The 15,711-nt window shown below is 52.1% G+C and carries 12 protein-coding genes; 6 read left to right on the top strand and 6 right to left on the bottom strand.

The genetic code is table 11. The features are described from left to right. Positions 1 to 20 precede the first annotated feature (20 nt). Together DWZ56_RS13610 and DWZ56_RS13605 are read left to right on the top strand one after the other, a co-directional pair. Positions 21 to 2,291: a helix-turn-helix transcriptional regulator gene (locus tag DWZ56_RS13610; RefSeq protein ID WP_158584583.1), complete on the top strand. Its 2,271-nt coding sequence runs from the start codon at positions 21 to 23 to the stop codon at positions 2,289 to 2,291. After that, a complete protein-coding gene (locus DWZ56_RS13605) occupies positions 2,288 to 4,468 on the top strand; it encodes a glycoside hydrolase family 95 protein (protein ID WP_118557185.1) in 2,181 nt (726 codons plus the stop codon). The genes DWZ56_RS13610 and DWZ56_RS13605 overlap by 4 nt, the downstream gene beginning before the upstream one ends. On the opposite strand, the gene DWZ56_RS13600 is transcribed toward DWZ56_RS13605, so the two are convergent. The 5 genes from DWZ56_RS13600 to DWZ56_RS13580 are packed head-to-tail and all read right to left on the bottom strand — an operon-like array spanning position 4,432 to position 10,062. After that, on the bottom strand, positions 4,432 to 5,499 hold the full coding sequence (locus DWZ56_RS13600; RefSeq protein WP_118557184.1) for a hypothetical protein: 1,068 nt from the start codon (positions 5,497 to 5,499) through the stop codon (positions 4,432 to 4,434). The two genes, DWZ56_RS13605 and DWZ56_RS13600, sit on opposite strands and share 37 nt — an antisense overlap. Continuing rightward, a complete protein-coding gene (locus DWZ56_RS13595; protein WP_118557183.1) occupies positions 5,486 to 7,063 on the bottom strand; it encodes an MBOAT family O-acyltransferase in 1,578 nt (525 codons plus the stop codon). The genes DWZ56_RS13600 and DWZ56_RS13595 overlap by 14 nt, the downstream gene beginning before the upstream one ends. 12 nt (positions 7,064 to 7,075) lie before the next feature. Then, entirely contained in the window at positions 7,076 to 7,303 is a 228-nt protein-coding gene (locus tag DWZ56_RS13590; protein ID WP_118557182.1) for an acyl carrier protein, read from the bottom strand. Between the two features lie 45 nt (positions 7,304 to 7,348). Next, a complete protein-coding gene (locus DWZ56_RS13585; RefSeq protein ID WP_118557181.1) occupies positions 7,349 to 8,563 on the bottom strand; it encodes a diaminopimelate decarboxylase family protein in 1,215 nt (404 codons plus the stop codon). Then, positions 8,560 to 10,062, bottom strand: coding sequence for an amino acid adenylation domain-containing protein (locus tag DWZ56_RS13580; RefSeq protein WP_243095264.1), 1,503 nt, complete (start codon positions 10,060 to 10,062; stop codon positions 8,560 to 8,562). Before DWZ56_RS13580 ends, DWZ56_RS13585 begins: the two co-directional genes overlap by 4 nt. A gap of 440 nt (positions 10,063 to 10,502) precedes the next feature. Between DWZ56_RS13580 and DWZ56_RS13575 the strand changes: the two genes are divergently transcribed. From DWZ56_RS13575 to DWZ56_RS13560, 4 genes are all read left to right on the top strand, one after another. Next, positions 10,503 to 11,105, top strand: a complete 603-nt coding sequence (locus DWZ56_RS13575) for a prepilin-type N-terminal cleavage/methylation domain-containing protein (RefSeq protein WP_118557179.1) — start codon at positions 10,503 to 10,505, stop codon at positions 11,103 to 11,105. 113 nt (positions 11,106 to 11,218) lie between these two features. Beyond that, on the top strand, positions 11,219 to 13,051 hold the full coding sequence (gene typA / locus DWZ56_RS13570) for a translational GTPase TypA (protein ID WP_118557178.1): 1,833 nt from the start codon (positions 11,219 to 11,221) through the stop codon (positions 13,049 to 13,051). Between the two features lie 130 nt (positions 13,052 to 13,181). Next, positions 13,182 to 13,694 (top strand): HD domain-containing protein, encoded by a 513-nt coding sequence (locus DWZ56_RS13565; RefSeq protein ID WP_118557177.1) that lies wholly within the window; start codon positions 13,182 to 13,184, stop codon positions 13,692 to 13,694. Positions 13,695 to 13,735: 41 nt separating this feature from the next. Further along, positions 13,736 to 14,197: a YhcH/YjgK/YiaL family protein gene (locus DWZ56_RS13560; protein ID WP_118557176.1), complete on the top strand. Its 462-nt coding sequence runs from the start codon at positions 13,736 to 13,738 to the stop codon at positions 14,195 to 14,197. A 137-nt stretch (positions 14,198 to 14,334) separates the two neighbouring features. Here the strand turns inward: DWZ56_RS13560 and argH are convergent, their stop codons facing one another. Then, positions 14,335 to 15,711 (bottom strand): argininosuccinate lyase, encoded by a 1,377-nt coding sequence (gene argH, locus DWZ56_RS13555; RefSeq protein ID WP_118557175.1) that lies wholly within the window; start codon positions 15,709 to 15,711, stop codon positions 14,335 to 14,337.

Raw genomic sequence — 15,711 nt, 5'->3', positions numbered from 1 at the left:
AAAAAACAGCGGGGGGAGTTATGAAGTCGGAGAAAATAAAAAAACGAACACACAGGCGCACGATACAGATCAGCTTGACAATAATGCCGGTATGTCTGCTGCTTATCTTCGGTATAGTGTCCGGCCTGCTGTATGTGAGGGAGATCAACAGACAGATCAGCCGCTCTCTGGAAATCACGGCGCTCCAGCTTAAGCAGCGGTGCGATGAGATATTGGAGCAGACCGCCCAGGTCTATGGAGAACTGCTTAAAGAAGAGGATATTCGCAGAATCCTCTGCGGAAAACTGCCGGGAATGAGCAGTTATTCCTATATCAGGGATGTGATAGGCCGCCTGGGAGGGCCGGATTATCTGAAGAACTATATCAGCGGTTTTTCCTATCTGAATCTGGAGCATGAATGGGTCCTTTCAAATCGGGGAATGTATACTTTTTCTGAGCTGAACAATCAGGAAGAAATTGACCGGATGTTGGATGATGAGCTGATCTTGCAGAACTGGAAGAGAAAATTCTGGCTGAACGGTACGGATATGGAACAGGACAAAAGCAGGTGTCATGTTCCTCTGGCGGGTCTGTCCTACATCATTCTGGAGCCTTTAATCAGCAGCCCGATACAGGGAGCGCTGGTAGTAAACATGAATACGGATACAATGTTTCGGAGTATCTACAGGCCGGAGAGCGGCTATGAGCTCCTCATATATGACGCCAATGGCGATGCGGTGTATACAACAGCTCCGGATCTGACAGCATCAGCCGGGGAGCTTTTGGAAGATATCACCCCGTCTGCCGGCCAGGACTTTCGCAAATCCGGCATGAAATTCTATGGCATGGTTTCTCCTTCCACAGGCTGTTTTTATCTGGCAGCCTGCCGGCCGGCGGATTTTGGCAGCCTCATGGCGGGATTTGCCGTGATTTTCGGACTGCTGATGCTGGCCGCCATGATTCTGGCACTGTTTGTGCGCAGGGCATATGAGAGGATTTACCGGCCTGTTTCGCAGCTCATAAGCCAGACACAGCGGCTGAACAGTGAAAATACTGAAATTACAGATGAGTTTTTATATCTGCAGCAAAACCTGTCACGGCTTTACCAGGATAACAGCGAGATGGAGCAGCGTCTGGAAAGCCACATAGGGCAGCTGACCGAACTTCTGATGCGCAGGCTCCTGGGCGGTGAGATCGGAGAGGCGGAGATCCTGAACCAGCAAAAGCAGCTGGGAATCCGATCCCGAAACTGTTATGCCATGATATCTGTCACGCTGAAAGGCGGAGAGCGCAGCAATATGGAATCTATGCTGCTGCTGATCGCCGGCAGCATACCTGGAGAAATATTGCAGATGATGCTGATGCCTCCTTATTGGAACGGAACCGAAATCCTGTTTCTGGCAGGGGCGGACAAAGAGAACGAGATTTCTTCTGGGGTGGAGGAATTTCTGGTAAAGCTGGAGGAATATATAGTGATGCGAACCGGTTACTCTGTCCGTGCGGCCGTGAGCAATGTTTATTATCATCTGACACGCACCAATCACGCGTATTATGAGTGTCTGGAGGCCCGGAAATGTGAAGCAGTCTATTATGCGGATGTGGCAGACAGGAAGGAAATTCGCGTCATTTATAACATTAATTTGGAAAAACAGCTGGCAGAGGCGATAGGAAGCGGTGATCTGGATAAAAGCTGCAGTCTGTTTGAAGAATTTATGGAGTGGCTTATGAAGAGCAATGCGCGTCTTTATGAGCAGTCCATGATCCTATACAGGATGCTGACTACCATACTGACCGCGGCTAATAACGCCGGCATATCCGTCAATGAAGTATTTCAGGATGCCCGCCATAACGTTTACCAGGGTCTCTATAAGCTGTATCACCCGGAAGAAATCCGGGAATATTTCATCGGTGAAGTAATAAAACCTGTCATCCATGCGCTGAACAATACACGCAGCGGCGCAGCGGATCAGGTGTGGAACAGGATTGTGGCCCTGATACAGGAAAACGAAGGTGATATTACTCTGGCGGAGTGCGCGGATATTCTGGGCTACCATCCCGGATATATCTGGAGAGTGATGAAGAGCCGGGCGGATATGACATTCGCGGATTATCTGCTTTCCTACAAGCTGGATCTGGCCAAAAAGCTGTTAGAAGAAACGGATATGTCGGTGGCGGATATTGCGGCCAGGCTGCACTATAACAGCCCGCAGAACTTTATTCGATTTTTCAGCAAGATGGAGAAAACCACACCGGGTAAATACCGGACTTTGCACGGAAAAATCCGGGAAACAGAAGGAGAACCGCAAAAATGAATCGAAAATTGGAATTATATTACGACAAACCTGCATTAAGATGGGAGGAAACCCTGCCAGTCGGCAATGGCAGCCTGGGCGCCATGATCTGGGGAGGCGTGCGGGAGGAACTGCTTGGTCTCAATGAGGAAAGCTTGTGGAGCGGATATGAAAGAGATAAAAATAATCCGGGCGCCAGCCACAGCCTTAATGCAGTACGTGAGCTGGTGTTTGCCGGCCGCTGTGCGGAGGCTGAAAAACTGATCCAGGATACGATGCTGGGAGAGTTTAACGAATCTTACATGCCATTGGGAAATCTTCATATTGCCTACCGCAATCTGAAGGAGTCGGATCAGGTCGGCCGATACAGGCGGAGTCTGGATATAGAGAAAGCTATGGCGGCTGTGTCCTTTGAAGCGGACGGGGTGGGCTACCGCAGGGAGATATTTGCCACTTATCCTGGACAGGCGGTAATAATCTGTCTGGAATCAGATCGCCCTTTGATGGAACTTGAGATTTTTCTGGAGTCGCAGCTAAAATGCTGCATTCGGGAAATGGAGGACGCTCTTATATTTAGCGGCAGATGTCCGGAGCATGTGGATCCCTCTTATGTGAGAAAGGGTGAGGAGGCAGTGATCTGGGGATATCGGGGCAGGAGATTTAGCGGAGGCATCCGTGTGCTGTCGTGTGATGGCACTGTTCTGTGTCAGGAAGGCACGCTTCGCGTGGCCGGTGCCTCAGAGCTGGTTCTGTGTTTGGAAGCTGTGCGCCCTTCCAGTATCGAAGGCAGTTACGACCGTATAAAAGAGGAACACGTGCTGGATTATGGAAGGATCTTTGATACGGTTGAACTGTATCTGGGAGAGCAGAAGGATCTGCCCACAGACAGGCGCCTTGAGCAGCTCAAGGAGGGGGAGGAGGATAACGGACTGTTCGCGCTGTATTTCCAATATGGCCGGTACCTGATGGCCGCCTCATCCAGAAAAGGCAGCCTGCCGGCGAATCTGCAGGGAATCTGGAGCTGGAAATTCCAGGCACCATGGAGCTGCAACTGGACCACCAATATCAATTTGGAGATGAACTACTGGCCCGCTCTCTCCTGTGGACTTAAAGAATGCATGGAGCCTTACTTCTCATTTGTGGAAGAGCTGGCTAAGAGAGGCAGACAGACGGCGGCTGTCAATTATCACTGCAGAGGGACGGCCCATCACCATAACGCCGACGGCTGGTATTCCACCAATCCGGTGGGCATACCCTTTGGCGCGGAGGACGGAAAAGAAGGCTGCGCAGCTTATGCCATGTGGCCCATGGGCATGGCCTGGCTGTCACAGGAATTTTACCGTTATTATGAGTACACTAAAGATCGGAAGTTTCTGGAAAACAGGGCATACCCTCTGCTGCGCGATACGGCTTTGTTTCTGGTAGACTGGCTGGTGGAGTACGAAGGATATTATGTGACCTGCCCGTCCACCTCACCGGAGAACAAATACTATGATAAGGACAAAAACAGATGCAGTATTACGGCGGCCAGCGCTATGGATATGGAGCTTACGAAAGAGGTCTTCGAACATTACCTCTCGGTTTGCGCCAAATTGGGTGTGAATGATGATCTGACAGATACAGTGCAGGAACGCCTTGCACGGCTTTGGCCGGTAAGAATCGGGAGCCGCGGTCAAATCCTGGAATGGCTTGAGGAATATCCGGAAGTGGAGCCGGGACACCGCCATCTGTCCCATCTGTACGGGATGTTTCCCGCTGAGCTGTGGGAAGGCGATCAGAAAATGACGGAAGCGTGCCGCATATCCCTGAACGATCGGCTGGAAAACGGAGGGGGATATACCGGCTGGAGCTGTGCCTGGATCATCAATATGTTCGCGGCGCTGAAGGATGGGGAAAACGCGTGGAAATATTTGTACATTCTGCTCACGCGTTCCACCTATCCAAATCTGTGGGACGCCCATGAACCGTTTCAGATCGACGGCAATTTTGGAGGGACCACCGGTATTGCCAATATGCTGGCGACGGACAGAGGCGGCCATGTGGACATTCTGCCGGCGCTGCCCAGGCAGTTTGCCAGCGGTTATGTCAGGGGGCTCTGCCTTAAAGGCAACAAAACAGTGGATATCCGGTGGGAAGACGGCAGCGCCGTTTCCGTGGAGTTTCATGATGCGGATGAGCCGGACTTAGATTCAAAGTAACCGGAAGGATCAAAGGTCCCTTCCTCCATTTCCCGCAGTATCCTTCCCAAAAGCCCGCTGAACTCTCCGGCCAGAACTCCGTCCATATGGCCGTCATAATCCCAATAGCCGGTCATGCTGCGGTCTAAAAACCCGGGGAGCAGCCGGTTGAAGTTCAGGTATGGAACCTCATATGCTTCCATCAGCGAAGAAAAATACCCATCCGCCGCCTGATAGGAATCCCGGAAGCTGTCCGCCGTCTCCTGGGGCACGGGCGTTGTGATCGCGATCAGCTCTATGGAATTTTCCCGGCACAGCTTTACAAGCTTATCAAAATAGTTCAGGGCCAGAGGCTTTACGGCGGATTCGTCCCAGGGGATATTGTTAAAGCCGCCCTTATTTTCTCCCTCTACGCGGTCGCGGTAGATAAACCCTCTGCCGCCGTAATGCCCGACGGAGATATCCAGGACGGAAGGATCGAACTGCCGGTAGGCTTCGCTTCCCTTTAAGCGGAGATTGTCCGCCATCTGCCCGTAGAGATTGCGGTAATAGCACCAGGGCGTAAGAGTGGAGCGGAAGTCCAGCTTCATGATCTTATGCGCGAAATATTCCAGCTTTGCCGCGGAGAAAGGGAATTCCTTGTAAAAAAAGATCTGGGTGGAGCCCCTGCGCTGTTCGTTCATCCAGTAGGAAGGATCCAGCTCATAGACAACTAGGGACGGCTTCTGCGTTTCGAGGGTCAGCTTCAGCAGATAATACATATCGTCCGGATAGGCGTCGGCCATGCAGAGGCTTACGCTGCTGCGGCCCCCTTCGGCGTCCACCGAAGCCGGATCAATACCGTACTGACCGTGGGAGGTGCCCAGAAAAACCGTATCGTACTGCAGACCGTTTCGCAGGTTATGAAGGTTGATCCGCACCGCGTTTGGAGGGATCAGCGCATAGTTTAAAAATGCGTTGGCCAGAATGCAGACGGCGAGAAAAAGCGCCGCAATCCACCATCTCTTCAAGGATTGCTTTTTACCCCCGTCATTTCTATCAGAACTGTGCATAGATGAATCCTCCTCCGGTAATTGTGATCTGTCCCAGCAGGGGGATGGAAAACAGCAGCAGAAGATACAGGGACAGACGCACGATCAGCGGCTTTTTGGCCAGGGATTCCCGGATCTTCACATTGCGTTCCTGAAGCAGGCTCACGGTAAAGAGAACGGCGCATCCCGCGCCCAGCACGAGATAGTCAGCCTTGCCCAGCCCCAGAGACAAGAGGCTTCCGTCCGTGAGCGCTGCAGGCGACAGACCCCGGAAAGTATTTCGCATCATGGTAAACGCTGCCGACAGGCTGGAACCCATATCAAAATACCAGCTGATGTTGACCAGCAGAAAAGTCCGCAGTATCTGAAAAACAGTCCAGGCTCTGGATTTAACCGGTATGTGAAGGGCCTGAAGGAGCTTTGTATAAAGCGGCGCCAGAAGGTTGCTAAGGGCGATGATTATGCCGTTGTAGAGGCCGTATACGATAAATTTCCAGGCGGCGCCGTGCCACACGCCCACCACAAAAAAGATCACCAGGTTCGAAATGCAAACCGGCAGCACTCTGCCCACATGGCGGCCGAAATGCTTTTTCGTAAATTTGCCGAAGCGGTTCATACCCTTGGACAGCGAGAGCGGATAAAACAAGTAATCCTTCATCCAGGTGCCCAGAGTGATGTGCCAGCGGTGCCAGAAATCGGAGATGGATCTGGCGAAATACGGGCGTTTGAAATTCTGATCCAGATGTATGCCGAAGCACTCGGAAGCGCCCATGACCACGTCCATACCTCCGGAGAAATCACAGTAGAGCTGTATGGAATAACCCAGCACCGCCGCGATCACGGCAAATCCCGTGTAGGCTTCGTAGTTGCCGAACACCTGATTCACCAGCACGGCGGCCCGGTCGGCGATGACGATTTTTTTAAAATATCCCCAAACCATCAGCAGAAGACCGCGCTGCAGGGAAGTCAGGTCGAAGCGGTGTTCTTCATAAAGCTGGGGGGATAACCGGTCAAAGCGTCCGATGGGACCCTGCAGCAGCTGCGGGAAGAAGGACACGAACAGGGTGAAGCGGAAAAGATTTCGCTCCGGCGCGTATTTGCCGCGGTAAACATCGATCAGATAGCCCATGGACTGGAAGGTGTAAAAGGAGATTCCGAGCGGCAGCAGCAAAGAAACCCGGGAAAGATCCAGCCCCAATAAGGCGTTGAGGTTATCAATGGCGAAATTCATATATTTCAGCGCGCCCAGGATGCCGAAATTGACCAGCAGCGTGCCTGCAAGAATCAGGCGTTTTTGACGGCGGCAGCGCTCCTTCAGGGCCTTTTTGTCTTCTTTTGGGGCTCCTGCGGGCAGCAGAGCCAGGCGCTTTTTAACGGCATCCTCCCGCTGTTTGATCCAAAGGCCCGCCGCAAATGTGGTCATTGCGGTGGTGAGCAGAAAGCATACCGCCTGCAGCCCTGCGCAGAGGTAAAACACACAGCTGAACAGGAGCAGCCACACCCACTGAAATTGTTTGGGAATCAGATAATAGCCAAGTATGGCCGCCGCCAGAAACAGCAGAAACTCCATGGATATAAATGACATGGGTACCTCCGGTTATTCTTCCTGCAGGCGGTTGACCATATCCATAAGCGCCTTGGCGGAATTGAAATTCTCTGGCACGATATCCCGGGGTGTGATCTCAATATCAAAAGCTTCATTCAATTCGCTTACGATGGACAGGATATCAAAGGAATCCAGATATCCGTCGTCGATCAGCGCAGTGCATGTCTCAAAATCCACATCGGGCTTGAGCTCTTCCAAAATATTCATTAATTCATCCATTTTCATTCTCTCCTATAATAAGTTTGTGTGCCGTCCGGGTTATATTCAGCGAAACGGCGCCGCCTGTGCCGCCGTCTGCCGCGGCGCGTTCAAAAGATCGGTGGGATAAGCTTCCCGCGCCTGAAACATCCCGTGCTGCCTGGAATAGAGCAGCACCGGGGGAAGGCTCCTGCTAAGGAACAGGGAGATCCCCTCCGTAACTGAGTATGCCCCTGTCTTTTCAAATACAAGCAGATCGCCCGGCTGGGGATGTATCAGGGGCAGCTGCTTTACGATCACATCGGCTGTTGTGCACAGCGAACCGCAGACTGTGCAGGAAGAAGGCCCTTTACCGTCTCCCGCCGGGCTTTGCGGCAGATGGCGGATAAAAGGGAGCTTCATGGCCATGGTCTGACCGTAATAGTTGAGCTGGTGTATGCCCCCGTCCACGATGCAGTAGTTCTGGCCGCTGTTTGTTTTGCAGTCGGCGATGCGGGTCAGATAATAGCCGCAGCCCGCCGCGAGAAAGCGGCCCATCTCCAGGACGACGTTCCCTTTAAAACGCAGGTTTTCGATGGCCCGGGACAGCTCCGCCAGGACATTTTCTTCCGGATAAGCGGCTTCCCCCTGAAAATAGGGGGTATACAGGCCGGGGCCAAACTCCAGTGTATGAAGCGTAAGGCCTGTTTCCGATTCGATGCGGCAGCAGAACTCATCCAGCCGTGCAAGCTCCTTAAGGATCGGTTCTGTTTTCTTCTTTTGGGTGCCGGAATAATACTGGATGCCGCGGATATCCAGATGCGGGTAATGAAGCGGGCGCGTCGCATGCTTTAAGATGGTTTCCTCATCCATGCCGAACTGATTGCCGCTGGTGAGCCTCATGAGCACCGGTATCTGTATGCTTCGGGCGGCGGCACAGCTTTCCAGCAAAGAAAGCTGCCGTTCGGATTCGGCCGTATAGACTGCGGCGCCCCCCGTGTCCATGACATGGCAGATCTCCTGCGCTTCTTTATTCACTCCGGATAAGACGATGCTGTCCGCTGGAATGCCTGCCCGTTTGCAGATCGCATATTCTCCGGGAGAACATACCTCATAACCTGCGGACAGTCCGCAAACGGCCCCTGTCAGGAAAGGATTGGCCTTCATGGCATAGCAGATTTCGGCCCGTCCCCGGAAGTATCCCGAGACGGTTTCGATGCGCTCTTTAAACGCGTCCAGATCAAATACATAGGAAGGCGTGCCGTATTCTCTCGCTGCCCGCATCAGCAGTTCGTCATTCATAGCGACCTCCTTAAAAGCTGCCTGTCAATTTTTCCGTTTTTAGTAATCGGCAGGGCTGGCATATTGCGGTAAAGATTCGGGAACATGTAGCGGGGAATCCGCCTGCCTAACTGGACGGCGATTTCCTTCTTATCAGCGCTGCCCTCATAGAAGGCGGCAATTTTGTTCTTTTCCTCCAGATAAATGCAGCAGGCCCGCGTCACTCCGTCGCAGGCATCCAGCGCGGCTTCGATCTCGCCCAGCTCTATGCGGTGCCCCATGTGCTTGATCTGAAAATCCCTGCGGCTTTCAAAGTACAGGAGGCCGTCTTCGCCGTAATGGGCCAGGTCACCGGTCCGATAGACCGTTTCCGGATAGCGGTCATTCAGAGGATTCTGTACAAATGCCGCAGCGGTTTTTTCCGGATCTCTGTAGTAACCCAGCGAAAGGGCGGTGCCCGTGACACAGAGTTCTCCGCTCACGCCGGGTTTTGTGACCGGGCGGTCCTCTGTGTCCAGCAGAAATACGGACTCGTTGGGAAACGGGATTCCGATCGGAAGCGTTTCACCGGGCGCAAACGTTTTGTCCACAATATAATAGGTACAGTTGCATGTGATCTCCGTCGGCCCGTACAGATTGACAAAGAGGGCGTCCGGCAGATGTTCCCTCCATATATTCAGATGGGATACGGGCATCACTTCCCCGCTGAACAGAATCTTGTTCAGATGGGTGGGCACACGGTAGGAAAAGCCGTTTAATGTGCTGATGATGCACAGGGCCGATACGGCCCAGATGGCCGTGGTGACCCGGCGTTCACAGAGATAATCCAGCAGCTTTGCCGGAAAGGAAAACAGCTGTTTCGGCAGGATCTCCATCGTGGCCCCGGCCTTTAAGGTGGCGTAGATATCCTTAACGGACACGTCAAAATCAAAGGGCGCCTGATTTCCTATGACATCCTGCGCGGTGATGGAGAAGAGCTCCGTGAAATACTCCATAAAATCGATGACGCTTCTGTGGCTGACCACCACGCCCTTGGGCCGTCCGGTGGAACCGGAGGTGAAGATCCCGTACAGAGGGTCCGTATCCAGCGCCTGCCTGCGTATTTCCTCAAGTGCCGCCTCATCTTTCACGGCCTGCTCCCACAGCTGCAGCGGCAGCAAAGGACCTTCATAGTCCAGGTTCTCTGCCTTCTTTTCACAGCCGCCGCCGATAAGCAGCGCTTCCGGGCGCAGCGTGTCCAGTATTTGATTGAGCCTGGCATCCGGCTGTGAGGGGTCCAGCATGACATAGAAACAGCCCGCGTAAACAATGCCCATAAAAGCTATGATCACATCCGTGCTCTTATCGGCCAGCACGGCCACCGGAGAGCGTCTTAAGAAGCGCTGCGCCAGTGCGGAGCCGCTTCTTTTGGCCTTATTTAGAAGCTCGCGATAGGTACAGCTTCCGTGTTCATCGGCAAAGGCTGTCTTGTCCGGATATTTTGCTGCGGAATTTTCCAGATAGTCCAGTATGTTGTTCATGGTATTCCTCATTCGGTTTATTGTCATTTTTAGAGTCTAACACAGATTGCAGCCAGGTTCAAGGCGGCCGGCCCCAGGACAGCAAAATGTAAGCAATTGTTAAGAATATGAGTGTTGCTGTTCACGGATTTGTTAACGTCCCGCGCATGGCGGGGCAGAGTATAGTCCTCATAGGGACGCGCTCTCGCTCCGTGAAGCGCGCAGCGGTTCTAACGCTGCAAACTACGCAGCGAAAGAACCGGCGGGCTTCAAGGGATCCCTATGAGGACTATACTCTGCCCCGCCATGCGCTGCTTGATCGGCAGCCGTGAACAGTAACATATGAGTGTTCAGCAAATAAAGCAAATAAATATTTAAAAGACGTTGATATGAAGGATATTTTGGATTATGATAGTAGAATGAATGACATTAAAATACATATAATACGGGGTAGAGTCCGAATGAAGCTGAACAAGTCCGATAATAAAAAGGGTTTTACATTGGTGGAGCTGATTGTGGTGCTGGTGATCCTGGCCATTTTGGCCGCCATACTGATCCCCACACTGACCGGATATATTGAAAAAGCCAGGGAAAAGAAACTGATCTCCGAGGCGAGAGGCCTGTTCGTAGCCGCCCAGGCCACGATATCGGAACAGTATGCGGTCAATGCCGATTTTAAGAGTTCCCTGATACAGTCGGGAGCGGGCAAGGAAAAATACGGGCGTGTCACCAACTATATGCTTTATATGGTACAGAACAGCAAGAAAGCGGACAATAACGCCGTCCATATAGCCATAGCGGAGCAGGTTTTAAAATATCTGGACAGCGCGGATAAAAAGACAGCCACCTATAAGATGAACAACTCCCACAACCCGCTTGGTATAGAAGTCAGCGCCTATGAGAAGCAATACAAACAGCCGGGCATCATCATCTGTTACGACGCTTGGGGCAGAGTGGTATTCGTGGAGTTCGGCAGTGACGGCATGCTGGTCCACATGGACAGCGACGGCACGATAACCGTAACAAAGAACGGAGTCTTTTCAAGATATCCGGAGGGAGACTAAAATGATTGACAGATCTTCCTCATAATACTATAATGATACTGGTTTTTTGTGCCCATCGGGCATGGAATATAAAATAAGAGGCTTTCACAAAGGAAAGAGAGAGAACGGTTTTTATGAAAATGAAACGCGAAGATGTAAGAAATGTAGCGATAATTGCGCATGTTGATCATGGCAAAACGACTCTGGTGGATGTATTGCTGAAGCAGAGCGGTGTTTTTCGAGAGAACCAGGAGGTCGCGGAACGCGTTATGGACTCCAACGATATCGAGAGAGAGCGCGGCATCACGATTTTGTCTAAAAACACTGCGGTGCAGTATAAGGGAACCAAGATCAACATTGTGGACACCCCCGGCCATGCGGATTTCGGCGGGGAGGTGGAGCGCGTGCTTAAGATGGTCAACGGCGTGATTCTTGTGGTGGATGCCTTTGAAGGTTCCATGCCTCAGACGAAATTCGTTTTGAAAAAGGCCCTGGAGTTAGACCTTTCGGTGATCGTATGTATCAACAAGATCGACCGTCCGGAAGCGAGGCCCTCTGAGGTTATCGATGAGATTCTGGAACTGTTAATGGATCTGGAAGCGTCTGATGAGCAGCTGGACTGCCCGTTTTTGTTCGCCTCAGCCAGAGACGGCTATGCGGTGCGCAGCCTGGACGATCCCCACGTGGACATGTCCCCGCTGTTTGAGACGATCGTCTCACATATACCGGCGCCCGAGGGAGATCCCGATGCGGATACCCAGATGCTGATCAGCACCATTGATTATAATGAATATGTAGGCCGCATCGGCGTAGGAAAGATCGATAACGGCTGCCTGAAAGTCAATCAGGAGGTTGTGATCGTCAATGCCCATGACCTGGGCAAGCAGCGGCGCGTAAAGGTCAGCCGCCTGTATGAGTTTGACGGGCTGAACAAGGTGGAGGTGGAGAGCGCCACCGTAGGATCCATCGTGGCTGTATCGGGTATTTCCGATATCCATATCGGGGATACGCTCTGCTCACCGGAAAATCCGATGCCGATTCTGTTCCAGAAGATATCCGAGCCCACCATTGCCATGAATTTCCTGGTTAACGACAGCCCGTTAGCGGGGCAGGAGGGGAAATTCGTCACCTCCAGGCATCTGCGCGACCGTCTGTTCCGTGAATTAAATACGGATGTCAGCCTGCGGGTGGAGGAGGTCACGCCTGACTGCTTTAAGGTATCCGGACGCGGAGAGCTGCATCTGTCCGTACTGATTGAGAATATGCGCCGTGAAGGCTATGAATTTGCTGTCAGCAAGGCGGAGGTTTTATATAAAAAGGATGAAAGAGGGGCTCTTCTTGAGCCCATGGAGTTAGTATACATCGATGTGCCGGATGAATTTTCCGGCAATGTGATCCAGAAGTTAAGCCTCCGCAAGGGCGAGCTGCAGGGCATGGCGCCGGGAAACGGCGGCTATACAAGGCTGGAGTTTTCCATCCCCAGCCGCGGCCTGATCGGCTACCGCGGGGAATTCATGACGGATACCAAGGGCAACGGTATCTTAAACCAGTCCTTTGAAGGGTTCGGCCCTTATAAGGGGGATATATCCTACCGCAAGCAGGGTTCCCTGATCGCGTATGAATCGGGAGAAACCATCACCTACGGCCTGTTTAATGCCCAGGAAAGAGGGGATCTGTTTGTAGGCCCCGGCGAAAAGGTATATGCCGGCATGGTAATCGGCCAGAATCCCAAGGGGGATGACATTGAGGTAAACGTCTGCAAGAAAAAGCAGCTGACCAATACCCGTGCTTCCGGATCGGATGACGCGCTCAAACTGGTTCCCAGGAAAGATTTAAGCCTGGAGCAGAGCCTGGAGTTTATCGAGACCGATGAGCTTTTGGAGGTGACCCCCAAAAACCTCCGTATCCGCAAAAAGATTCTGGACCCTGTGATGAGAAAACGTGCGGCCCATAACGCGAAATCATAAGGTACGATACAGATTCATAATTTTGTAAGATAATTTCATAATTCTGGCGCTTGTGCCCGGTGTGCGGCTGTGCTATCATGAGAGTTGATGTGATTTAGACATATAACCATAAAAGGGGTAGACCGTCAGAATGAAAGATTACAGATTCGACAGAGAATATATGGAATGTGTATCAGATATACTGGAGCATCCGGTGTTTAACAGGCTGGATGAGTTCACGCAGCACGCGGGCAGCAGCCGCAGAGACCATTGTATCCAGGTATCCTACCTGGCCTATACGATCTGCAAAAAAAGAGGGCTGGATTATGTTTCCGCCGCCAGGGCAGGTCTGCTGCACGATCTGTTCCTGTATGACTGGAAGGATGTATACCGCCGGTTCGGCGGCCTTTATCACGGCTTCGACCATCCTAAGGCGGCGCTGGAAAATGCGGAAAAGTATTTTGAGCTGAATGAAAAAGAGCGCAATATCATTCTGCGCCATATGTTTCCGCTGACATTGATACCGCCCAGATATGCGGAGGGCCTTGTTATTAATTATGCGGATGAGCGCTGCTGTGCTGCGGAGGTATTTTCCGTGATGCGTGCGAAGATGCAGGATCGGTACCGCAGGCTGGCTGTGAAAGCGCAGTCCGCCCGGGGTTAAGATACAAAAACGATTAGCGGCATTTACAAGGAGGAAAAGGTATGATTTATTCATCTGTTTATGCGAGTCCGTTAAAGGGAGAATATCCGGCGGCGGTTGTGAAGGCTCTGGAATATCTGAAAGCCAATGATTTCAAGAACATGGAGCCGGGCCGTTACGATATAGACGGAGACAAAATGTACGCTCTGGTGCAGAACCTCACTACGGAGCCGGTGGAGAAGAGAAAGCCGGAAGGACATCTGGACTATATCGATGTGCAGTATCTGGTAGCGGGAGAAGAGGTCATCGGCTGTGTGCCTGATACCGGTAAATTCCCCAAAAATAAGGTGGAAGGAAAGGATATGATCTATTTCCAGGATGTGAGCGGGGAGACCTTCGTAAACATGGTACCCGGAGATTTCTGTGTGTTCTTTCCCAGCGATATCCACCGTCCCGGCGTGCAGGCCAATGAATCCATGACTGTCCGTAAGGTAGTGGTTAAGATCAGTACAGAACTTATTTGAGCATAGGCTAAAGGCACGTGACGTGGGCTGTTTAGAAAAAGCGTCATCCGTGAAAGGGGCTGTCACACCGGTGATTGAAAAATCATAGGTGTGGCAGCCCCTTTCTCATGGGTGCGCCTGGCAGCGCCTGATTCTTTTTAATGCTCCAAGAGCCGTTTCCTGCATTCTTCAATGACGGTTTCCATGGCCCGGCTGCCTGGAGCGCCCAGGGTGACGCGCTTTTCCACGCAGGTTTTCAGGCTGATAGCCTCATAGATGTCCTGTTCGAACACAGGAGAGATATCCTTATAGTCTTCAAGGGGCAGTTCCTCAAGAGAGAGTCCCTTTTCGATACAGCGAAGCACCAGCTGTCCGATGATACCGTGTGCATCGCGGAATGGCACGCCGCGGTTAACCAGATAATCCGCAGCGTCGGTTGCGTTTGTGAAGCCTCCCATGGCGCTTTTTTCCATCCGGGGACGGTTTATGCGCATGGTGGAGATCATGCCCGTAAACAGCGCCAGACAGCCTTTGGTGGTGTCTATGGCGTCAAATGTGAGCTCCTTATCCTCCTGCATGTCTTTGTTATAAGCAAGAGGAAGTCCCTTCATTGTGGTGAGCAGCGACATCAGCGCGCCGTAGACACGGCCGGTCTTTCCGCGCACAAGTTCCGCGATATCGGGATTCTTCTTCTGCGGCATGATGCTGCTGCCGGTGCTGTAGGCATCGTCCAGTTCCACGAACTGATACTCGTTGGAGTTCCAGAGAATGATCTCTTCCGAAAAACGGCTTAAATGCATCATAATCGTGGACATAGCGCCAAGAAGCTCAATCAGGTAATCTCTGTCCGCGACAGAATCCATGCTGTTTCGCGTCGCCTGATCAAAGTCCAGAAGCTTCGCGGTATAGGCGCGGTCCAGGGGATAGGTGGTGCCGGCCAGGGCACCGGAGCCAAGCGGACAGGTATTCATCCGCCGGAAGATATCCTCCAGGCGGGTGCGGTCACGGTAGAACATCTCAAAATAGGCTCCCAGATGATGGGCGAGAGTGATGGGCTGCGCCTTCTGCAGGTGGGTGAAACCCGGCATATAGGTCTGCGTATGCTGTTCCATCAAGGTGAGCAGTTCCTTAAGCAGGCTGTTTACCAGCTCTTTGAGTTCCAGAATCTCGTCTCTTATATAGAGCTTCATGTCCAGGGCCACCTGATCGTTGCGGCTGCGGCCGGTATGAAGCTTTTTCCCCACATCGCCGGTGCGTTCGATCAGCGTTGCCTCCACAAAACTGTGGATATCCTCACAGGATTCATCAATGGTCAGAATGCCGGATTCGATATCATTTTGTATGCCCTTTAAGCCTTCAATGATCTCGTCCCTCTCTTCCTCTGTCAGGATCTGCTGTTTGGCAAGCATGGTGACGTGGGCAATACTGCCCCGTATGTCCTGTTTATAAAACCTTTTATCAAAGGATATGGAAGCATTAAAGGCATTCACCAGCTCGTCGGTTTCTTTGGTAAATCTTCCTCCCCATAATTTCAT

It is taken from the genome of Lachnotalea sp. AF33-28 (assembly GCF_003477885.1).
Lineage (GTDB): Bacteria > Bacillota > Clostridia > Lachnospirales > Lachnospiraceae > AF33-28.
The sequence above is the reverse complement of the archived record's forward strand: the minus strand, read 5'-3'. Positions and strand labels throughout refer to the sequence as shown.